This window comes from Paracoccus stylophorae (assembly GCF_028553765.1).
GTDB classification, from domain to species: Bacteria; Pseudomonadota; Alphaproteobacteria; order Rhodobacterales; family Rhodobacteraceae; genus Paracoccus; species Paracoccus stylophorae.
In genome coordinates, this window is the sequence record NZ_CP067134.1 from 330,505 (window position 1) to 351,552 (window position 21,048).

Consider the following 21,048-nt stretch of genomic DNA (forward strand, 5'->3'; position numbering starts at 1 on the left):
ATTCCGCCGTGGGTTCGGCGTCGGCCTCGGCGGCATCCTGATCCGCGGCGGCTTCGTCCGCCGCTTCATCCACCGCCTCATCACCTGCCGCCTCATCACCTGCCGCCTCATCGGTGGCGGGTGCGGTGTCGTCCTGCGTCGCAGGCTCGTCCGCCGCAGCCTCTGCCGCCGGCGCATCTTCTGCCGGCTGGTCTTCTTCCGCCGGCGCGGCATCCGCGGCCGCGTCTTCGGTTTCCGCGTCGCCCGTCGCCGCGTCGTCTGTCGGCGTGGCCACGAAGGTCGTGCTTCCCTCGGCGACCGGGGCGCTTTGCGCCTCGGCCGGTTGCTGCAAGGGCACCGTGGTGGTCGAGCCATCCTGCGCCAGCGCGAAGCCGGCGGCAGAGATGGTCAGGGCCGCAACGGCCGTGAGCGTCTTGGTTCTCAGGGTCATTGATGGCTCTCCTTACTCGGCCATGCGCGTGGGCGATTCGTGATGCGCGAGGAAATCTTCCTCGATCGTGGCCGGCATCGGGTCGGGTTTCTCGATCACCCCCAGAAGCGGCAGGATCACCAGGAAATAGGCAAACCAGTAGGCCGAACCGGCCAGCGCGATATAGGGATAGATCCCTTCGGGCGGCTGTGCGCCGACCCAGGTCAGGACCACGAAATCGACCACCAGCAGCCAGAACCACCACTTGAACTGCGGACGATACTTGCCCGACCGCACGCGGCTGGTATCAAGCCACGGCACCAGCGCCATGACCAGGATCGCGCCGAACATGGCGATGACGCCGAAGAACTTGGCGTCGATGATCCCGAAGCTGATCCAGTTGACAAGCTGCACCAGCCAGACATCTGCGGTGAATGCGCGCAGGATGGCGTAGAACGGCAGGAAATACCATTCCGGCACGATATGGGCCGGCGTCGCCAGCGGGTTCGCCTCGATATAGTTGTCGGGGTGGCCCAGATAGTTCGGCATGAAGCCCACGATCGCGAAGAACACGATCAGCACGATCCCCAGCGCGAACAGGTCCTTCATCACGAAATAGGGCCAGAAGGGCAGGGTGTCCCTTTCGGCCTCTTCCTTGCTGGTCCGGCGCACCTCGACCCCGGTGGGGTTGTTGTTGCCGGTGGTGTGGAAGGCCCAGATATGGACCACGACCAGCGCCGCGATGATGAACGGCAGCAGATAATGCAGCGAGAAGAAGCGGTTCAGCGTGGCGTTGTCCACCGCCGGCCCGCCCAGAAGCCAGGTCTGGATCGACGGCCCGATGCCCGGAATCGCGCCGAACAGGCCGGTGATCACGGTCGCGCCCCAGAACGACATTTGCCCCCAGGGCAGCACATAGCCCATGAAGGCGGTGCCCATCATGCACAGATAGATCAGCATCCCGATGATCCAGGTCACCTCGCGCGGGGCCTTGTAGCTGCCGTAATACAGCCCGCGGAAGATGTGCAGATAGACCGCGAGGAAGAACAGCGACGCGCCGTTCGTGTGCAGATAGCGCAGCATGTAGCCGCCGTTCACGTCGCGCATGATGTGTTCGACACTGGCAAAGGCCAGATCGACATGCGGCGTGTAATGCATCACCAGCACGATGCCGGTGATGATCTGCAACGCCAGGCAGAAGGCCAGCACGATGCCCCAGATCCACATCCAGTTGAGGTTCTTGGGCGTCGGGATCATCAGCGTGTCGTAAAGGAGGGCCACAACCGGAAGACGGCGGTGCAGCCAGCGTTCGAAGCCCGAGCCGGGCTCGTAATGGTCGTGCGGAATACCTGCCATGTGGAACCCTCCTCAGCCCAGCTTGATGGTTGTGTCGTCGACGAACTCGGCGACCGGAATATGCAGGTTCTCGGGCGCCGGGCCGCGGCGGATGCGCCCGGCGGTGTCGTAGTGCGAGCCGTGGCAGGGGCAGAACCAGCCGTCGTAATCGCCCGCGCCGTCGCCGATCGGCACGCAGCCCAGATGAGTGCAGACGCCGATCATGACCAGCCATTCGCCGGCCTCGTCCAGCGTCCGGTTCTGGTCAAGCGCGGGTTCGCCAGGCCTGTTGGGATTTTCGGCGTCCTGGTCGATCAGCTCGTTCAGCTGGACCGCGCGGCCTTCCTCGATCTCGGTTTCGGTCCGACGCCGGATGAATACGGGCTTGCCCAGCCATTTGACCGTCAGCTGCGTGCCGGTCTCGACGCCGCTGATGTCGACCTGGATCGAGGAGAGCGCCTGAACGTCGGCGGACGGGTTCATCTGGTTAACAAGCGTCCAGGCGGCGGCGCCAGCGGCCACCGTGCCTGCGCCCGCCGTGGCATAATAGAGGAAATCCCTCCTTGTGCCTACGTGGTCATCTGCGTGGGACACGGGTCATTCTCCAATTCGGGCCGGGGGCCGGCCGATACGACAATCCGGGCCGCGTCTGATCGCAGCCTTCGCGTCCGCGGTTCTACCGATCAATTATGTGTCAGTCCAGACGATAAGCCGGTCCGGCCCGGTGCATATCGCCGCATCTGTTGAATTTTTGTCGCGCAGCGCCATGGCGGGCCGCCTACAGCAACCCCTCGGCCCGAAAGCTGAGTTCGCGGGATTTTCCGATGATCAGATGGTCGTGGATGGTGATTCCCATGCTGTCGGCGGCCTGCGCGACGCGCGCCGTCATCGAAATGTCCGAATCCGAGGGGGTGGGATCGCCCGAGGGATGGTTGTGGACCAGAATCAGCGCCGAGGCGTTCAGTTCCAGCGCCCGCCGGATGATCTCGCGCGGATAGACCGGGACGTGATCGACGGTGCCGCGGCCCTGCTCCTCATCCGCGATCAGCACGTTCTTGCGGTCCAGATACAGAACCCGGAACTGTTCGATCTCGCGATGCGCCATCGCCGTGTGGCAGTAATCCAGCAGCGCGTCCCAGCCTGACAGGACCGGACGATGCATCACCCGCGCGCGCGACAGGCGCTGCGCCGCGGCCTCGACGATCTTCAGCTCGGTGACGACGGCGGGGCCGACGCCCTCGGTCTCCGCCAGACGCGCCGGGCTGGCCGACAGCACCCGGTTGAAATCGCCGAACCGGTCGATCAGCCGGCGCGCCAGCGGCTTGACATCCTGTCGGGGAATGGCGCGGAACAGCACCAGTTCCAGCATTTCGTAATCCGGCATCGCGGATGCGCCGCCCTGCATGAAGCGTTCGCGCAGCCGCGCGCGATGATCGGCCAGATAGGACGGCGCGGCCTTGGCGGGCCGCGCCGCCGGACCGGAGCCGGCCGGTGTTTGCGGCTGCGCCACATCGTCGGGCGCGGGCGAAAAAAGGGGCATCGGCATCTCGCCGAAGGAACGATTCGGGCTCATGGCCCCAGCATGGCGCGGAAGCGATGAAGAACCGGTTAACGCACGCCGGCCCGGATCAGCGGGTCATGTCGTCCCAGAAGCCCTTGACCTTGTTGAAGAAGCTGTCCGATTGCGGGCTGTTGTCGGCCTTAACCGCCTCGAATTCCCGCAGCAGTTCTTTCTGTCGCGCGGTCAGGTTCACCGGCGTCTCGACCACCAGTTCGATCAGCATGTCGCCCGCCTCGCCGTTCGAGCCGGCGCCGTGGCGCAAGGGCGGCATGCCCTTGCCGCGCAACCGCATCTGGCGTCCCGACTGGCTGCCCGCGGGCACCTTCACGCGGGCGCGTCCGCCGTCGATAGTGGGCACCTCGACCTCGCCGCCAAGCGCGGCCGCGGCCATGCTGACGGGCACCTGGCAGGCCAGAACCTTGCCGTCGCGCAGGAAGATGTCGTGTTCCTGCACCTCGACGAAGATATAGAGATCGCCCGCGGGACCGCCGCGCAGGCCGGCCTCGCCCTCGCCGGCCAGACGGATGCGGGTGCCCGTCTCGACCCCGGCGGGGATGTTGACCGACAGCGTGCGTTCCTTTTCCTCGCGTCCGGCGCCGTGGCAGGATTTGCAGGGATTCTTGACGATCTGACCCTGGCCGCCGCAGGTCGGGCAGCTGCGTTCGACGGTGAAGAAGCCCTGCTGCGCACGGACCTTGCCCATGCCGCCGCAGGTCGGACAGGTGGCGGGCTGGGTCGCGCCTTCGGCACCGGTGCCCTGACAGTCGCTGCACGCGACCGATCCGCGCACGGTGATGGTCTTTTGCAGGCCGCTATACGCCTCTTCCAGCGCGATCCGCAGGTTATAGCGCAAATCCTGTCCGCGCTGCGCCCGCGACCGCCCGCCGCCGGGTCCGCGCCGGCCCATCATGTCGCCGAACAGATCCTCGAACACGTCGGCAAAGGCCGAGCCGAAATCGCCCGGATGCGCGCCGCGCGCGCCGCCGAAACCGCCGCCCATGCCGCCATTCTCGAACGCCGCGTGACCGAAACGGTCATAGGCGGCCTTCTTCCGGTCGTCCTTCAGACAGTCATAGGCTTCGTTGACTTCCTTGAAACGGGCCTCGGCCTGGCTGTCGTCCTTGTTGCGGTCGGGGTGAAGCTCTTTCGCCTTGCTGCGATAGGCTTTCTTGATTTCTTCCGTCGAAGCCCCGCGGGTGACGCCCAGAACTTCGTAATAGCAACGCTTGGCCATGTCGTTTCCTGTTCACTTCCCCAAGAATGAGGCCGGCCCGCCGTCAGCGGACCGGCCCATGCGGGGCGCGGCCCGGATCAGCCGCGTTTCTTGTCGTCGTCGAGATCCTCGAAATCGGCATCCACGATGTCGTCATCGACATCGCGCGGCGAATCGGGTTCGGCCGCAGCGGCGCTGTCGGCACCGTCCTGCTGCGCCTTGTAGATCGCCTCGCCCAGCTTCATCGACGCATCCATCACGTTCTGGATGCCCGACTTGATCTTGCCGGCGTCGTCCGATTTCAGCGCCTCTTCCAGCGCGTTGATCGACAGCTCGATCGCCTCGACGGTCGATTCGTCGACCTTGTCGGCATGCTCCTCAAGCGACTTGCGGGTCGTGTGGATCAGGCTTTCGGCCTGGTTCCGGGCCTCGACCAGTTCGCGACGTCCCTTGTCGGCCTCGGCATTGGCTTCGGCGTCCTTCACCATCCGGTCGATATCCTCGTCCGACAGACCGCCCGAGGCCTGGATGGTGATGTTCTGTTCCTTGCCGGTGCCCTTGTCCTTGGCGCTGACCGACACGATGCCGTTGGCGTCGATGTCGAACGTCACCTCGATCTGGGGCATGCCGCGCGGTGCCGGCGGAATATCCTCGAGGTTGAACTGGCCCAGCATCTTGTTGTCCGCGGCCATCTCGCGTTCGCCCTGGAAGACCCGGATCGTCACCGCGTTCTGGTTGTCCTCGGCGGTCGAGAAGATCTGGCTTTTCTTGGTCGGGATGGTGGTGTTGCGGTCGATCAGGCGGGTGAACACACCGCCCAGCGTCTCGATGCCCAGGCTCAGCGGCGTCACGTCCAGCAGCACGACATCCTTGACGTCGCCCTGCAGCACGCCGGCCTGAATCGCGGCACCCAGCGCCACGACCTCATCGGGGTTCACGCCCTTGTGGGGTTCCTTGCCGAAGAAATCGGTGACTTCCTGGAACACCTTGGGCATCCGGGTCATGCCGCCGACCAGAACGACCTCGTCGATGTCGCTTTTCGAGATGCCGGCATCCTTCAGCGCGTCCTGAACCGGTTTCATCGTGCGCTTGATCAGATCGCCGACCAGGCTTTCCAGCTTGGCGCGGGTCAGTTTCATGACCATGTGCAGCGGCGTGCCGCTGTCCTTGTCCATGCTGATGAAGGGCTGGTTGATCTCGGTCTGGCTGGAGCTGGACAGTTCGATCTTGGCCTTTTCCGCCGCCTCTTTCAGGCGCTGAAGGGCCATCTTGTCCTTGGTCAGATCGACGCCGTGTTCCTTTTTGAACTCGTCGGCGAGATAGTTGACGATCCGCATGTCGAAATCTTCGCCGCCCAGGAACGTGTCCCCGTTGGTCGATTTCACCTCGAACAGGCCGTCGTCGATTTCCAGGATGGTGATGTCGAAGGTCCCGCCGCCGAGGTCATAGACCGCGATCGTCTTGGTTTCCTTCTTGTCCAGACCATAGGCCAGCGCGGCCGCGGTCGGTTCGTTGATGATGCGCAGCACCTCGAGCCCGGCGATCTTGCCGGCGTCCTTGGTGGCCTGACGCTGTGCGTCGTTGAAATAGGCCGGAACGGTGATGACGGCCTGCTTGACCTCTTCGCCCAGATAGGATTCGGCGGTTTCCTTCATCTTCTGAAGGATCATCGCGCTGACCTGAGCCGGCGAATATTTCTCGCCCTTCACCTCGACCCATGCGTCGCCGTTGCCGCCGTCGATGATCGAATAGGGGACCAGCTTCTTGTCCTTCTCGACGGCCTCGTCGCCGATGCGGCGGCCGATCAGGCGCTTGACGGCGAAGACGGTGTTGGTCGGGTTGGTCACGGCCTGGCGTTTGGCGGACTGGCCGACCAGCCGTTCGCCATCGGTGAAGCCGACGATCGACGGGGTGGTGCGGGCGCCTTCGCTGTTCTCGATCACCTTCGGCTGGCTGCCGTCCATGATGGCGACGCAGCTGTTGGTGGTGCCAAGGTCGATGCCGATAACTTTGGACATGTGTCTTTAACCTCTCTTGCGGCGATGTCTTGGGCCTTGGGTCCGTTACGGCCCCCGTGGCCCGATCCCAGTGTTCAGATCGCCTTCGGACATGCCCGAAGGCTTCGGGGCTGTATATAGGGATGGTTTTCGGCCTCGCAAGCGCATGGTCGATCCAATTTGCGCCCTCTTTCGCCACGCGCGCGAGGGGAGCGGACAGGCCCTTACTGCGCCGCAGTCCAGCTGAGCGATTCGTATTTGCGGGTGGTGAAGTTGATCAGAAGCCCGACCATCAGCGCCGCCAGCGAGAACCACAGCGCGTAAAGCGGATCGGTCTTTCGCGGCGTATAGTTGATGAACAGATCGCCGCGCATCTGGTCGATGATGTGGAACAGCGGGTTCCACGCGAACCACGGCAGCATGAAGCCGGGCAGCATGTTGGCCACGAACATCTTGCCCGAAGCGAACATGTTCACGCGCTGATAGACGGTGGTCAGCAGCGGCGCGACCTTGGGCGCCCAGGGGCGGATGCCCAGAAACACCAGCCCCACGCACGCGCCCGAGAACCAGGCCAGCATGTACATCGCCAGACAGCCGATCGGATCGTCGATGCTGACCGGGCTGATCGCCACGTGATAGATCGCCAGGATCGCGGCGCAGCTGATCGTCTGGCGATACAGCGCCGTCAGCGATCCCGCCGCGATCAGCACCGCCGGCGTCAGCGGTTCGTGCTTGACCAGGCTGTTGGTGACCGAGTGGCTGCCCGCCACCGCGCCCACGGTCTTCACATGCGTCATGAACAGGAAGATGCCCGACATGATATACATCATGAAATCGCCGCGGATGGGCGACTGCCGCACACCAAGAATCAGATAGATCAGCAGGAACACGACCATGAAGGCCACCGTTTGCAGGATCGTCAGCAACAGCCCGATGATCGCGTTCCGGTGGTCCGTTCGCAGATTGTAAACGGTCTGGTGATAGATCAGCGCCAGCGTGGTGCCGGCGGCCTGGATCATGTTCCTGTTTCGGCGCTGCGTGAACAAGCTGATGCATCCACCTGTGGGGTCGGGTCGCGGCCTGCCGGGGCAGGCGCTTGCCCCAGCCGTCATGGACGATCATAAGGGGTTGGGGTTCTGCGCACAATTGCGCGACGGTGTCGGGGCGCCAGATGGGAAGGAAGAATGCATGGAATTTGATCGACTGACCGCCGAGATGCGCCGCCTTGCCCTTCAGGCCGGCCGCCGCATCATGGAGATCTATGAGGCCGAGGATATGGCGGTGCGGGCCAAGTCCGACGAATCGCCCGTGACCGCCGCGGACGAGGCCGCCGATGCGCTGATCTCGGACGGCTTGCGCGCGGCCTTTCCCGACATCCCGCTGGTGACCGAGGAACAGGCGCAGACGCACGAACAAAGCGTCGGCACCTTCCTGATCGTCGATCCGCTGGACGGCACCAAGGAATTCGTCCAGCGGCGCGGCGATTTCACCGTGAACATCGCCTATGTCGAAAACGGCGTGCCGGTGCGGGGCGTCGTCTATGCGCCGGCCAAGGGGCGGCTGTTCTATACCACCGGCGACGGCCGCTCGGTCGAGGAGAAGGGGCCGTTCGGCGACCAGCCGGGCACGACCCAGCCCATCGGCGTCAATCCGACGCCCGACAATCGCGGGCTGATGGTCGTGGCCTCGAAATCGCATCGCGATGCCGCGACCGACGCCTATATCGCGCAATACGGCGTGCGCGACATGACCAGCGCCGGATCGTCGCTGAAATTCTGCCTCGTGGCGACGGGCGAGGCCGATCTGTATCCCCGCCTGGGCCGCACGATGGAATGGGACACCGCCGCGGGCGACGCGGTGCTGCGCGGCGCGGGCGGCGAGGTGGTGCGATTCGACGACCACACGCCGCTGACCTATGGCAAGCCCGGTTTTGAAAACCCCTTCTTCGTCGCCTATGCGCCCGGCGTGCTGCTGGTCAAGGCGTGACATGTCGGTTCTGATCGTCATTCCCGCCCGCCATGCTTCGACCCGCTATCCGGGCAAGCCGCTGGTCGATCTGAAAGGCGCGTCGGGACAGGCGCGCAGCCTGATCCGGCGCAGCTGGGACGCGGCGATGGCCGTCGGCGGCGCGGACCGGGTCGTGGTCGCCACCGATGACGAACGCATCCGCGATCATGCCCGATCCTTCGGGGCCGAGGTGGTGATGACCTCGACGGCATGCCGCAACGGGACCGAACGCTGCGCCGAGGCGGTCGGCAATCTGGCCGTCTCGCCCGATATCGTGGTCAATCTGCAGGGCGACGCGCCGCTGACTCCGTCCTGGTTCGTCGAGGATCTGGTCGCCGGGCTGCGCGCCGACCCGCAGGCCGATGTGGCGACGCCGGTGCTGCGCTGTTCGGGGCGGATGCGCGCGGACCTGATCGCCGACCGGATGGCCGGACGCGTGGGCGGCACTACGGCGGTGTTCGGGCACGACAACCAGGCCCTCTATTTCTCGAAAGAGGTCATTCCGTTCGCGGCGGGCAGTTTCGACGACGACGCCGACAGCCCAGTCTTTCACCATGTCGGCGTCTATGCCTATCGCCCATCGGCGCTGGCGCAGTATCCGGGCTGGGACGAGGGGCGGCTGGAACGGCTGGAAGGTCTGGAACAGCTGCGCTTTCTGGAACGCGGCCGGCGCATCCTGTGCGTCGAGGTCGAGGCGCGCGGACGACAGTTCTGGGAACTCAACAACCCCGAAGATGTTGCACGTATCGAGGAGATGATGCGCACGATGGGAATCGACTAGGACGAACACGGCGGGCAGGCGCGCATCGCGCCCTGTGCCCAGGGGATGCGGACAGGCAGGCGATATGCCGCCCGGAACCGTGGCCGCGGGCTTGCAACGCCCCGCGATATGGTATGATTGGCCGCAACGCGAAGTTCGCGGCCTCCGCAATGCACAAGGGTGTCAGACAATGAGTCGCAAGGTAACGAAGGCCATCTTTCCCGTCGCCGGTCTGGGAACACGGTTCCTGCCCGCCACGAAAAGCATCCCGAAAGAAATCATGACGCTGGTCGACCGACCGCTGATCCAATACGCCATCGACGAGGCGCGGGCTGCCGGGATCAAGGAATTCATCTTCGTCACCTCGCGCGGCAAGGGCGCGCTGGAAGATTATTTCGATCACGCGCACGAGCTGGAATCCAGCCTCAAGCGGTCGGGCAAGACCGAGTTGCTGGAAACGCTGCGCGCCACCAACATGGAATCCGGCGCGATTGCCTATATCCGTCAGCACAAGGCGCTTGGGCTGGGCCACGCGGTCTGGTGCGCCCGCCGGCTGGTCAGCGACGATGAACCTTTCGCGGTGATCCTGACCGATGACGTCATCATGGGCCAGCCGCCCTGCCTGCAACAGATGATCGAGGCCTATGGCGAAACCGGCGGCAGCATGGTCGCCACCATGGAGGTCGCGCCGGACAAGGCGCAGTCCTATGGCGTGCTCGACGTCAGCGAGGATATGGGCGCCATCGTCAAGGCCCGCGGCATGGTGGAGAAACCGGCCCCCGGATCGGCGCCGTCGAACCTGGCGGTGATCGGGCGCTATATCCTTGCACCGACGGTGATGAAGAACCTCAACAAGCTGAAACAGGGATCGGGCGGAGAGATCCAGCTGACCGACGCCATCGCCGACGAGATCGAGGCCGGGCGCGGCGTCTATGGCCTGCGGTTCCGTGGCCAGCGATTCGACTGTGGCTCGAAGGCGGGCTTCCTGCAGGCCACCGTCGCCTTCGGGCTGGAACGTGACGAGCTGAAGGACGAGTTCGCCGAATATCTGCACGGCGTCATGTCGATGCAGCGCGCGGCGGAATAAACGTGGCGCAGACGGTTCTGGTCACCGGCGGCGCCGGCTATATCGGCTCGCATGCCTGCAAGGCGCTGGCGGCGGCGGGGTATCTGCCGGTCACGCTGGACAATCTGTCCACCGGCTGGCGCGATGCGGTCAGGTTCGGGCCGTTGATTGAGGCCGATCTGATGGATCGTGCCGCGCTGGATGCGGCCTTTGCCGCCCATCGCCCGGTTGCCGTGCTGCATTTCGCGGCGCTGAGCCAGGTGGGCGAGGCGATGGCCGAACCCGGCCGATACTGGCGCACCAACGTGGCCGGATCGCTGAACCTGATCGAGGCGGCGGTGGCGGCGGGCTGCCTGGATTTCGTCTTCAGCTCGACCTGCGCGACCTATGGCGACCGCGACGGCGAGGTGCTGGACGAGGAGACGCCGCAGAACCCGCTGAACGCCTATGGCGCCTCGAAACGCGCCATCGAGGATATGCTGTCCGATTTCGGCGCGGCGCACGAATTGCGGCATGTCATCTTCCGCTATTTCAACGTCGCCGGCGCCGACCCCGAGGCCGAGGTGGGCGAGTTTCATCGCCCCGAGACGCATCTGATCCCGCTGATCCTCGATGCGGTGGACGGCAAGCGCGATGCGCTGACCATTCACGGAACCGATTATCCGACCCCGGACGGCACCTGCATCCGCGACTATGTCCATGTCGTGGATCTGGTCGACGCCCATGTGGCCGGTCTGGAATGGCTGCGCGCGGGCCGGGGCAGCCGCGTGTTCTGCCTGGGCACCGGCGACGGGTTTTCCGTCCGCGAAGTGGTCGATGCCACGCGGCACGTCACCAACCGTCCGGTTCCGATGCAGGACGGCCCCCGCCGGGGCGGCGACGCGGTCAAGCTGGTCTGCGGCAGCCAGCGGGCGCGCGACGAGCTGGGATGGGTTCCGGCACGCTCGACCATGAAGCAGATGATCGGCGATGCCTGGCGCTGGCACCAGAACGGCCATTACGAGCGTTAAGATGGCCCCGGGCCGGCTGCGCGGCGCATGGTCGGCCTATCGCCTGCGCTGGAAGCGTCGCCAGCTGATCTGGCGGGCGATCCGCGCCGGACGCCGCCTGACGCCGCTGGCCGACCGGACGGCGACGATCGCGCGGGGCGAGATCCTGCTGTTTGCGACGCTGAGGAACGAGGCCGCGCGAATCCCCGAATTCCTGGACCATTACCGTCGCCTTGGCGTCGGCCATTTCCTGATCGTGGACAATGACAGCGACGATGGCACGGACCGCCTGCTGCGCGATCTGCCCGATATCTCGCTGTGGCGCGCGACCGACAGCTATCGCGATGCCCGGTTCGGCATGGACTGGCTGGGCGCGCTGCTGTTCCGGCACGGCCACGGCCATTGGTGCGTGACCGTCGATGCAGACGAAATGCTGGTCTATCCCGATTGCGACCGGCGCGATCTGAGCGAACTGACCGCGTTTCTGGATGCGCGCGGCGTGGCCGGCATGGGCGCGCTAATGCTGGATCTGTATCCGCGCGCGGCACTGGGGCAAGCGGATGCGCCGCCGGGGGCGCCGCTGACGCATCGACTGCCCTATTTCGACGCTGGCCCTTATCGGTGCCGGGTCCAGCAGCCCCGGCGCAACCGGTGGGTGCAGGGCGGCGTGCGCGAACGGGTCTTTTTCGCCGAGCGCCCGCGCCGCGCGCCCACGCTGAACAAGCTGCCGCTGATCCGCTGGCGGCGCGGGTTCGCCTATGTGAACTCGACCCATTCGATGCTGCCGCCACGGCTGAACGACCTGTATGACGGGCCGGGCGATGCGCGCCTGTCGGGCGTGCTGCTGCACGGCAAGTTCCTGCCCGACATCGTGGCCAGATCGCGCGAGGAACTGGCGCGGCGCCAGCATTTCGCCGACCCCGACGCCTATGCGTCCTATCACCGCGCCCTGATCCGCGCGCCGGTCCTGTGGCATCGGGACTCGGTCCGCTATCAGGGGCCGCAGCAACTGGTCGATCTGAGGCTGATGGGGGCGGCGGGATGGCAGGGCGACCCTGCGGCCGAAGGTTGAAATGACTTGCCAATCTTTCCCCAAGATCGCATGTCGGTTGCGATGATGCGGAACAGAACATCCCCTGCGGGCGGTGCCCCGCCATGATGCGCGCGCTTGGCAGGTTGCCGCTGACCGACCGGATGCGCCGCCGCGCCGAACGTCAATATCTGATCGGCCGCGCGATCAACCGCCGTGGCGTGCTGCGCGCCGTGGCCGACCGCACGGCGCTGATCCGAACAGGCGACATCCTGGCCTTCGTCACGCAACGCAACGAACGCGTCCGGCTGCCCTATTTCCTGGACTATTATCGCGATCTGGGCATCGGGCATTTCCTGTTCGTGGACAACGCCAGCGACGATGGCAGCGCCGATTATCTGCGCGAACAGAAGGACGTGTCGCTGTGGCGCACCAATGCCAGCTACAAGCGGGCGCGTTTCGGCATGGACTGGATCAACTGGCTGCTGCTGCGCTACGGCCGCAACCATTGGTGTTTGACCGTCGATCCCGACGAATTCCTGGTCTATCCCCATTCCGACAGCCGGCCGCTGCGGGCGCTGACCGACTGGCTTGACGATTCGGGGCGGCGGTCGTTCCCGGCGATGCTGCTGGACATGTATCCGCGCGGCAATCTGGACGATCAGGTCTATGTTGAGGGGCAGGACCCGTTCCAGATCGCGCGCTGGTTCGATCCGGCCAATTACGCGATCAGCAAGAACGACTATTCCGGCAATCTGTGGATTCAGGGCGGGCCGCGCACGCGGGCGTTTTTCAGCTATGATCCGCTCAGCGGGCCGGCGCTGAACAAGATCCCGCTGGTCAGATGGCACTGGCGCTATGCCTATGTCAGTTCGACCCACATGCTGCTGCCGCGCAGCCTGAACCTCGTCTATGACGAGGACGGGGGCGAGCGGGCATCCGGCTGTCTTCTTCACGCCAAGTTCCTGTCCACCTTCGCCCGCAAATCCGCCGAAGAGCTGGACCGCCGGCAGCATTACGCCAACAGCCAGGAATACCGCGCCTATCATTCCGGTCTGCGCGACGGTCTTCGGCTGTGGTGCAGCGAATCGCGCGAATATCGCGATTGGCGGCAGCTTGAGGATCTGGGCCTGATCAGCCGGGGCAACTGGGCATGACCGCGCCGGTCCGCCTGGGCGTCATCCTGTTGTGCCACGCCGAACTGGCGGTCGCGGCCCGCATGGCGCGGATCTGGGCCGAGGGCGGGGCGCGCGTGGTCATCCATGTCGATGCCAAGGTGCCCGGGGATCGCATCGCCCCCATGCGCGCCGAACTGGCCCGGTTTCCCGACATCCGCTATTCGCGCCGGCACCGCTGCGACTGGGGCCGGTTCAGTCTTGTGCGCGCGACGCAGGATGCGGCCCAGACGCTGCTGGCGTCGTTTCCCGATACCACCCATGTCTATCTGGCGTCGGGCGCGTGCCTGCCGCTGCGCCCGGTGGCCGAGCTGATCGCGTTCCTGGCCGCCGATCCCGAACGCGACCACATTGAAAGCGTCAGCGCCCACGAGGTCGGCTGGACCGTGGGCGGGCTGAACGAGGAACGGTTCACGCTGTATTACCCGTTCGGCTGGCGCAACCGGCGCTGGCTGTTCGACCGGTTCGTCGAGCGGCAGCGCAAATGGGGCGTGCGCCGGCGCATCCCGCGCGGGGTGTCTCCGCATCTGGGATCGCAATGGTGGTGCCTGACCGCGACCACGCTGCGCGCGATCCTGCACGATCCAAGACGGGCCGAATTCGACCGTTATTTCCGGTTCGTCTGGATTCCTGACGAAAGCTATTTCCAGACGCTGGCCCGCCGCCACACCACCCGGATCGAAAGCCGCTCGCTGACGCTGGCCAAGTTCGATCACAAGGGCCGGCCCTATCAGCTGTATGACGATCACATCCAGATGTTGCAGGAATCGCGCTGTTTCGTGGCCCGCAAGGCGTGGCCGGGCGCATCCGGGCTGCTGGCGTATTTTCCGCGACCCGCCGGCGCGGTCCCGGATCTGTCGCCGCCCCGGCCGGCGCGGATCGAACGGCTGATCAACCGCACCGTCCGCCGCCGCACACTGGGCCGGCCGGGGCTTTACATGCAAAGCCGGTTTCCCCGCAAGGACGCCGAGAACGGCAAGACCTCTGCACCCTATGCCGTGTTTCAGGGCTTCAGCGACGTGTTTCCCGGGTTCGAGACGTGGTTGTCGCAGCGTGTCACGGGCGACGTGCACGGCCATCTGTTCGGGCCCGAGCGGGTCGAATTCGCCGGGCGCCCGGAAATCGGGCCGGGGGCGATCTCATCCAGCCCGGTGCTGCGCGATCACGATGCGCAGGGCTTTCTGACGGCGCTGATCCGGATCACCGCGCGGATGCAGGTGTTTCAGTTCAGCCCGCGCGACAATCAGGTGCTGAACTGGTTCATCGCCACCGACCCGAACGCGCATCTGATCGTGATCACCGGCGCGTGGATGCTGCCCCTGCTGCGATCGGGGATGCCGTTCGACGACATCAGGCGCGTCACCGCGCAGTTGCAGCGGGCCGAGCTGGACCAGCTTCAGGTGCTGAACTCGGTCTGGGTCCGGGCGCGGGTGCAGGTCCATGACCTGACCGATTTTCTGGCCCGCCCGCTGGCCCTGCTGAACGAGGCCGTGCGCCAGATCGAACCGCAGGCCGAGCCGGTCACCGACCTGCCGCCGATGCGCGATCTGACCGGGCTGGAACAGCTTTTGCGCAGGCTGCGCAATTCCGGGCTGAAACCGCGCCTGACGGGCGACGGGCTGCCGCAGCCCCGGCCCGCCGACCACGACAGGACCGCCGCCCAATGACCGCACGATTCCGCAGCTTCGTGATCTTCGCCGAGATGCGCACAGGCTCGAACCTGCTTGAGGCGACGTTGAACCGGGTCCGGAAGGTCACCTGCTTCGGCGAGGCGTTCAACCCCTACATGATGGGCTGGCCCGACAAGGAGGAATTGCAGGGCGTCACCCGCCAGCAGCGCGAGGACGATCCGCTGACGCTGCTGGCCAGATTGCGCGACCGGCCGGGCCATCTGTCGGGTTTCCGCTATTTCCACGATCACGATCCGCGGGTGTTCGACGCAATCATGGATGACCGCGCCTGCGCCAAGATCGTGCTGACGCGCAATCCCGTGGACAGCTATGTCTCGACCCGGCTGGCGCGAGAAACGAACCAGTGGAAGCTGAACCAGACCGAAACCCCGATCGCGGCTGCGACGACCTATGATCCGGCCGAATTTCGCGACACATTGTCCCGGATCGAGGAGTTCCAGCTGAAGGTGATGCACCGCTTGCAGGTCAGCGGGCAGACCGCCTTCTGGCTGGGATACGAGGATCTGCGCGATGCCGGGGTGATGACCGGGCTGCTGCACTGGCTGGGCCGCACCGATCTGGAGCGCGTCGAACCCGCCCGCGATCAGGTGCCGCAGAACCCGCGCGAGATGGCCGACAAGGTGCGCAATTTCCATGAGATGCAGGCCGATCTGGCGCGGCTGGACCCGTTCGGCCTGCGCAACATCCCCAGTTTCGAGCCGCGGCGCGGCCCTGCGGTGCCCGGTTTCCGGACCTGCGAGGCGGGGGCCGGCCTGCTGCACATGCCGATCCACGGCGGCCCGGTCGAGATGCTGGACGGCTGGATGCGCGGGCTGGGCGCGGTTGCGGGCGATTTCACCCAGAATTCGCTGCGCCGCTGGAAACGCGGCCATCCCGGTCACCGCAGCTTTGCCGTGCTGCGCCATCCGCTGCACCGGGCATGGGACGCGTTCCTGCATCTGCTGACCCACGCCCATCCCGACCTGCGCCGCCAGATGCGCGAGGTTCACCGCGTGCCCTTGCCCGAAGATGCCGCGCTGGCCGACCTTACCGAGGATCGCAGCGCCGCGCTGTTTGCAGATTTCCTGGACTTTCTGCGCCGCAACCTGAACGGGCAGACGACGTTGCCCACGCATCAGAACTGGGCCACCCAGTCCGAGGTGATCGCCGGGTTCGCCCGGTTCGCCCAGCCCGACCTGCTGGCGCGCGAGGGGCGGCTGGCCGAGGATCTGTCGTTCCTGTGCCGCCAGACCGGCGTGGACGAGATGCGGCAGGATCGGCTGGCCGCCGAAACCTGGCCGGATTTCCTGTCCGACCGCGCCCTGATCGCGGCCGCCAGATCGGCCTATCAGCGCGATTACGTGGCGTTCGGGTTCGACGACGTGCCCTGACGGCGCACCCGCGTCCTATGCCTTCAGCAGCGCCGCCAGCTCGGCCTGTTTTTCGGCCACAAGTTCCGCGTCGCCATCCGATTCCAGGTTCAGCCGCACGACCGGTTCGGTGTTCGATTTGCGCAGATTGAAGCGCCAGTTGCCGAAATCCAGCGACACGCCGTCCAGATCGTCGCGGCTTTCGGCCTGGGGTTCATAGCGTTCGATGACACGTTCGATGGCCGCGTCGGGGTCGTCGATGTGATAGTTCGTCTCGCCCGAGGACGGGTAAAGCCGCATCCGTTCCTCGACCAGCTGCGCCAGCGTCTTGCCGGTGCGCGACAGCAATTCGACCATCAGAAGCCACGGGATCATGCCGCTGTCGCAGTAATAGAAGTCGCGGAAATAATGATGCGCCGACATCTCGCCGCCATAGATCGCGCCGACATCGCGCATCTTGCGCTTGATGAAGGCGTGTCCGGTCTTGCTGACCACCGCCTCGCCGCCGGCCTCGCGGACCAGCGCGCGCGTGTTCAGGATGACGCGGGGATCGTGGACGATTTTCTCGCCCGGCGATTTTTCAAGGAAGGCGACGGCCAGCAGCCCCACGATATATTCGCCGGGGATGAAGCGGCCGTTTTCGTCGAAAAAGAAGCAGCGGTCGAAATCGCCGTCCCATGCCACGCCCAGATCGGCGTTTTCGGATTTGACCTTTTCCACCGTGGGCGGCTGGTTTTCGGGCAGCATCGGGTTGGGAATGCCGTTGGGGAAACTGGAATCGACCTGGTGGTGCATGCGCACGAAGGTCAGCGGCGCGCCGCGCCGGTCCAGTTCGGCCGCGATGGCGTCGAAGGTGGGGCCGGCGGTGCCGTTGCCGGCGTTCACCACGATCTTCATCGGCCGCAGCGCCGCGATATCCACGAAATCCGCCATTGCGCTGGCGTAATCGGCGCGGGCATGGCTGAAATCGGTGACCTCGCCCTTGCGCTCCACCGGCGCGAAATCGCCCGAGGTGGCCAGCTGGACGATCGGCGGCAATTCGGTCGCCGGGTCCAGCGGGGCCGCGCCGCGCCCGACGATCTTCATGCCGTTATAGTTGATCGGGTTGTGCGAGGCCGTCACCTCGATCCCGCCATCGGTGTCGTGGAACCCGGTGTGGAAATACACCTCTTCGGTGCCGGCCAGCCCCAGATCCAGCACGTCGGCGCCGGCATCGGTCAACCCCTCGACCAGGGCGCGGGCCAGTTCGGGCGACGATTCGCGGCTGTCGCGTCCGACCACGACCCGTCCGGCCTTGCGCGCCTGCGCAAAGGCGCGACCGATCCGATAGGCGACATCGGCATCCAGGTTCTTGCCCAGCTCGCCCCGGACGTCATAGGCCTTGAAACAGGTGATGTCCCGGTGGCCAAGGTTGTTCTTGTCTGTCATGGGGGCGAATCCTTGCTGCGCTGCGTCGGGGCAAGCGCTAGCACCTTGGCGGCGAAATTCAAGCCGCGCCAGTCCTGCACACCCCGAACCAGGGCGCGGCCTGCCGACGGATGGCTTGCGCCGGGGCGACGCATTCTGTCAACTGGGCTGGATCGGACGCCGGCCGGACGGAGAGATGCGATGACTGCCCAGACCCTGATCGCCGCCTATTTCGATGCGTTCAACGCAGGCCAGACCGACCGGATGCTGGACCTGCTGCATGACGATGTCGAACATCACGTGAACGAAGGCGGCATCCGCAGGGGCAAGGCCCAGTTCGCGCAGTTCAGCCGGCACATGGCCGATTGCTATCGCGAGACGCTGACCGACATGGTGATCCTTTCCGATGCCTCGGACCAGCGCGCGGCGGCCGAATATGTCGTGAACGGCAGCTATCTGAAGACGGATGCGGGTCTGCCCGAGGCACGCGGTCAGACCTATCGCCTGCCGGCCGGCTCGTTCTTTGCCCTCCGCGACGGCCGGATCGCCCGCATCACCACCTATTACAATCTCGCCGACTGGATTCGGCAGGTCGAAAAATGACCGTCACGACCCGCATCCTGACCGGCACCGCCCTGACCGCCGCCCTGCCCGAGGTGGCGCGGCTGCGGATGCAGGTCTTTCGCGACTGGCCCTATCTTTACGACGGCGACGCCGAGTATGAAGAGGAATATCTTCAGGCGTATCAGTCGCCCGGCGCGGTCATCGTCGTGGCCGAGGATTCGGGTCGGATCGTCGGCGCGTCCACCGGCGCACCCATGCAGGATCACGCCGCCGATTTCGCCGCCACCTTCGCGGGCCGGCCGGAACGGCTGTCGCAGATCTTCTACTGCGCCGAATCGGTGCTGTTGCCCGAATATCGCGGACACGGGATCGGGCATGTCTTTTTCGACGCGCGCGAGGCGCATGCGGTCGGGCTGGGGGCGCGGTTTTCGGCGTTTTGCAGCGTGATCCGCCCCGACGACCATCCCGCGCGGCCGCCCGATTATCGCACGCTGGACGGGTTCTGGCGCAAGCGCGGCTATGCCCCGGTCGAGGGTGCCGTTGCCCGCTTTGCCTGGAAGGATCTGGGTCATGACCATGAGACCGAGAAACAGCTGCAATTCTGGATGAAAGAGCTATGAGAATCGCCGCCGCCGCCTATCCGATCGACTGGTTCGACGATTTCGCCGCCTATGAGGCCAAGCTGACCCGGTGGGTGCAGGATGCCGGCGGGGCCGATCTGCTGGTCTTTCCCGAATACGGCGCGATGGAACTGGCCTCGCTTGGCGGCGCCGAGGTGGCGGGCGATCTGGAATCCTCGCTGCGCGAGGTCGCGCGCCACGCCGATGCGGTGTCCGATCTGCACACGCGGCTGGCCACGCGGCATGGCTGTCACATCCTTGCGGCCTCGGGGCCGGCCTTCGACGGCGAACGGCCGGTGAACCGCGCCGTGCTGTTCGGGCCAAGCGGCATGATCGGCCATCAGGACAAGCAGATCATGACCCGGTTCGAGCGTGATCCGTGGCGGGTCGTCGGCGGGGACGGTCTGCGGGTGTTTCAGACGGAACTGGGCCGGATCGCGATCCTGATCTGCTATGACAGCGAATTTCCCCTGCTGGCCCGCGTCCTGGCTGAGGCAGGGGTGCAGATCCTGCTGGTGCCAAGCTGCACCGACACGGTTGCGGGGTTTCACCGCGTCCGCATCGGCGCGATGGCGCGCGCGCTGGAAGGCCAGTGCGTCGTGGTGCACGCCCCCACGGTCGGGCCGGTGGGCTGGAACCCGGCCATCGACGAAAACCGGGGCCGGGCGGCGATCTATGGTCCCCCCGACGGGTTCTGGCCGGAAACCGGCATCATCGCCGAGGGCGCGATGGACAGCCCCGGTTGGGTTCTTGCCGACATCGACATCACGCGCGTCGAACAAAGCCGCCGCGACGGGGCGGTTCTGCCGTTTCGGCACTGGCCCGAAAGCGCCGGGCGCAGGCTGGTCTGACCGGGCATTCCCGCCGCGCCGGCAAAGTTTTGCGGCCTCGCCTGTCGATCCGTCTTTAACTGCACGTGCCGCCTGCCCTAGTTTGTGGCCATGCTGTATGTGACCGACGATATCACCATCGAGGAATGGGAACTGTCCGAACAGTTCACCCGGTCGCAGGGACCGGGCGGGCAGAACGTGAACAAGGTGGAAACCGCGGTCGAACTGCGCTTCGAGGCGGCGCGGTCGCCCAACCTGCCCGAGCCGGTCAAGCGTCGCCTGCAACGTCTGGCGGGACGGCGCTGGACCGCTGACGGTGCGGTGCTGATCCTGGCGCAGGAAACCCGCAGCCAGTCCCGCAACCGCGAGATCGCGCGCGCCCGACTGGCCGATCTGATCCGCCGCGCCTCGGTCGCGCCCAAGCGCCGCATCGCCACGCGCCCCACGCTTGGCAGCCAGCGGCGGCGGCTGAAGGCCAAGACCGTGCGCGGGCAGGTCAAGGCGCTGCGGGGCAGGGTAGAGAGCGACGAATGAACCCCTTGCGCAGCGCGTTGCGGATGATCCTTGGCAAACGCCCCCCGGCGATGCAGGTCGGCGCGGTGTGCCGCGACCCGCGCACGGCCGAGATCCTGCTGATCACCAGCCGCGGCACCGGCCGCTGGATCATCCCCAAGGGCTGGCCGATGGCGGGCCGGACGCTGGCGCAGGCCGCCGCGCAGGAAGCCTGGGAAGAGGCCGGGGTCGAGGGGCGGATGCACGAGGCGGAAATCGGCCGCTATGAATACGAAAAGGAACAGGACAGCGGCTTTTCGGTCAGCGTCGAGGTGCGCGTGTTCCTGCTGGAGGTGGACCGTCTGCGGCACGCCTTTCCCGAAAGCGGCGAGCGCCGCCGCCGATGGTTCGCCCCGGTGGACGCCGCGCGGCTGGTCGCCGAACCGGGGCTGAAGCGGATCCTGCACGATCTGGGCCGCGCCGCACCGCCGCCCGCCCGCTCGGGCACCGAGGACGGCAACCGTGCCTGACGGCCTGCGACACATCGGGCAGG

Annotated in this window: 20 protein-coding genes; 13 read left to right on the top strand and 7 right to left on the bottom strand. The window is 65.9% G+C overall.

Going from position 1 to position 21,048, the window contains the following annotated elements; genetic code table 11:
• Positions 1 to 442: 442 nt before the first annotated feature.
• The 6 genes from petB to JHW45_RS01620 all read right to left on the bottom strand — a co-directional run bounded on the left by petB (position 443) and on the right by JHW45_RS01620 (position 7,534).
• A complete protein-coding gene (petB, locus tag JHW45_RS01595; RefSeq protein ID WP_272859221.1) occupies positions 443 to 1,765 on the bottom strand; it encodes a cytochrome b in 1,323 nt (440 codons plus the stop codon).
• Positions 1,766 to 1,777: 12 nt separating this feature from the next.
• A complete protein-coding gene (gene petA / locus JHW45_RS01600; RefSeq protein WP_272859222.1) occupies positions 1,778 to 2,338 on the bottom strand; it encodes a ubiquinol-cytochrome c reductase iron-sulfur subunit in 561 nt (186 codons plus the stop codon).
• Between the two features lie 184 nt (positions 2,339 to 2,522).
• Positions 2,523 to 3,317, bottom strand: a complete 795-nt coding sequence (gene radC, locus JHW45_RS01605; RefSeq protein WP_272859223.1) for a RadC family protein — start codon at positions 3,315 to 3,317, stop codon at positions 2,523 to 2,525.
• 55 nt (positions 3,318 to 3,372) lie between these two features.
• Complete coding sequence (gene dnaJ, locus JHW45_RS01610; RefSeq protein WP_272859224.1) at positions 3,373 to 4,539, bottom strand: molecular chaperone DnaJ; 1,167 nt, start codon at positions 4,537 to 4,539, stop codon at positions 3,373 to 3,375.
• Between the two features lie 77 nt (positions 4,540 to 4,616).
• Positions 4,617 to 6,536 carry a molecular chaperone DnaK gene (dnaK, locus tag JHW45_RS01615; RefSeq protein WP_272859225.1) on the bottom strand — a complete coding sequence of 640 codons (1,920 nt, stop codon included), beginning with the start codon at positions 6,534 to 6,536 and terminating at the stop codon, positions 4,617 to 4,619.
• Positions 6,537 to 6,739: 203 nt separating this feature from the next.
• On the bottom strand, positions 6,740 to 7,534 hold the full coding sequence (locus JHW45_RS01620; RefSeq protein ID WP_272859226.1) for an ABC transporter permease: 795 nt from the start codon (positions 7,532 to 7,534) through the stop codon (positions 6,740 to 6,742).
• A 169-nt stretch (positions 7,535 to 7,703) separates the two neighbouring features.
• Here JHW45_RS01620 and cysQ point away from each other — a divergent pair, with 169 nt between their 5' ends.
• The 8 genes from cysQ to JHW45_RS01660 all read left to right on the top strand — a co-directional run bounded on the left by cysQ (position 7,704) and on the right by JHW45_RS01660 (position 16,603).
• Complete coding sequence (gene cysQ / locus JHW45_RS01625) at positions 7,704 to 8,501, top strand: 3'(2'),5'-bisphosphate nucleotidase CysQ (RefSeq protein ID WP_272859227.1); 798 nt, start codon at positions 7,704 to 7,706, stop codon at positions 8,499 to 8,501.
• A gap of 1 nt (position 8,502) precedes the next feature.
• Complete coding sequence (gene kdsB, locus JHW45_RS01630; protein ID WP_272859228.1) at positions 8,503 to 9,303, top strand: 3-deoxy-manno-octulosonate cytidylyltransferase; 801 nt, start codon at positions 8,503 to 8,505, stop codon at positions 9,301 to 9,303.
• Between the two features lie 169 nt (positions 9,304 to 9,472).
• The gene (locus tag JHW45_RS01635) at positions 9,473 to 10,369 is read left to right on the top strand and encodes a UTP--glucose-1-phosphate uridylyltransferase (protein WP_272859229.1); all 897 of its coding nucleotides are present in this window, start codon (positions 9,473 to 9,475) and stop codon (positions 10,367 to 10,369) included.
• A 2-nt stretch (positions 10,370 to 10,371) separates the two neighbouring features.
• Complete coding sequence (galE, locus tag JHW45_RS01640) at positions 10,372 to 11,358, top strand: UDP-glucose 4-epimerase GalE (RefSeq protein ID WP_272859230.1); 987 nt, start codon at positions 10,372 to 10,374, stop codon at positions 11,356 to 11,358.
• Between the two features lies 1 nt (position 11,359).
• A complete protein-coding gene (locus JHW45_RS01645; RefSeq protein ID WP_272859231.1) occupies positions 11,360 to 12,409 on the top strand; it encodes a glycosyltransferase family 2 protein in 1,050 nt (349 codons plus the stop codon).
• Positions 12,410 to 12,495: 86 nt separating this feature from the next.
• Positions 12,496 to 13,524 (top strand): glycosyltransferase family 2 protein, encoded by a 1,029-nt coding sequence (locus JHW45_RS01650; protein WP_419181850.1) that lies wholly within the window; start codon positions 12,496 to 12,498, stop codon positions 13,522 to 13,524.
• Complete coding sequence (locus JHW45_RS01655; protein WP_272859232.1) at positions 13,521 to 15,209, top strand: DUF5927 domain-containing protein; 1,689 nt, start codon at positions 13,521 to 13,523, stop codon at positions 15,207 to 15,209. The genes JHW45_RS01650 and JHW45_RS01655 overlap by 4 nt, the downstream gene beginning before the upstream one ends.
• Positions 15,206 to 16,603 carry a sulfotransferase family 2 domain-containing protein gene (locus tag JHW45_RS01660; RefSeq protein WP_272859233.1) on the top strand — a complete coding sequence of 466 codons (1,398 nt, stop codon included), beginning with the start codon at positions 15,206 to 15,208 and terminating at the stop codon, positions 16,601 to 16,603. The genes JHW45_RS01655 and JHW45_RS01660 overlap by 4 nt, the downstream gene beginning before the upstream one ends.
• Positions 16,604 to 16,618: 15 nt before the next feature.
• On the opposite strand, the gene JHW45_RS01665 is transcribed toward JHW45_RS01660, so the two are convergent.
• Positions 16,619 to 18,010: a phosphohexomutase domain-containing protein gene (locus JHW45_RS01665; RefSeq protein ID WP_272859234.1), complete on the bottom strand. Its 1,392-nt coding sequence runs from the start codon at positions 18,008 to 18,010 to the stop codon at positions 16,619 to 16,621.
• A gap of 180 nt (positions 18,011 to 18,190) precedes the next feature.
• On the opposite strand from JHW45_RS01665, the gene JHW45_RS01670 reads away from it, so the two are divergent.
• The 5 genes from JHW45_RS01670 (at position 18,191) to JHW45_RS01690 (ending at position 21,025) form a co-directional block, all read left to right on the top strand.
• A complete protein-coding gene (locus JHW45_RS01670; RefSeq protein ID WP_272859235.1) occupies positions 18,191 to 18,592 on the top strand; it encodes a ketosteroid isomerase-related protein in 402 nt (133 codons plus the stop codon).
• A complete protein-coding gene (locus tag JHW45_RS01675; RefSeq protein ID WP_272859236.1) occupies positions 18,589 to 19,173 on the top strand; it encodes a GNAT family N-acetyltransferase in 585 nt (194 codons plus the stop codon). Before JHW45_RS01670 ends, JHW45_RS01675 begins: the two co-directional genes overlap by 4 nt.
• Positions 19,170 to 20,024, top strand: coding sequence for a carbon-nitrogen hydrolase family protein (locus JHW45_RS01680; RefSeq protein ID WP_272859237.1), 855 nt, complete (start codon positions 19,170 to 19,172; stop codon positions 20,022 to 20,024). The genes JHW45_RS01675 and JHW45_RS01680 overlap by 4 nt, the downstream gene beginning before the upstream one ends.
• Positions 20,025 to 20,114: 90 nt before the next feature.
• A complete protein-coding gene (arfB, locus tag JHW45_RS01685) occupies positions 20,115 to 20,537 on the top strand; it encodes an alternative ribosome rescue aminoacyl-tRNA hydrolase ArfB (RefSeq protein WP_272859238.1) in 423 nt (140 codons plus the stop codon).
• A complete protein-coding gene (locus JHW45_RS01690) occupies positions 20,534 to 21,025 on the top strand; it encodes an NUDIX hydrolase (RefSeq protein WP_272859239.1) in 492 nt (163 codons plus the stop codon). The genes arfB and JHW45_RS01690 overlap by 4 nt, the downstream gene beginning before the upstream one ends.
• Positions 21,026 to 21,048 lie beyond the last annotated feature (23 nt).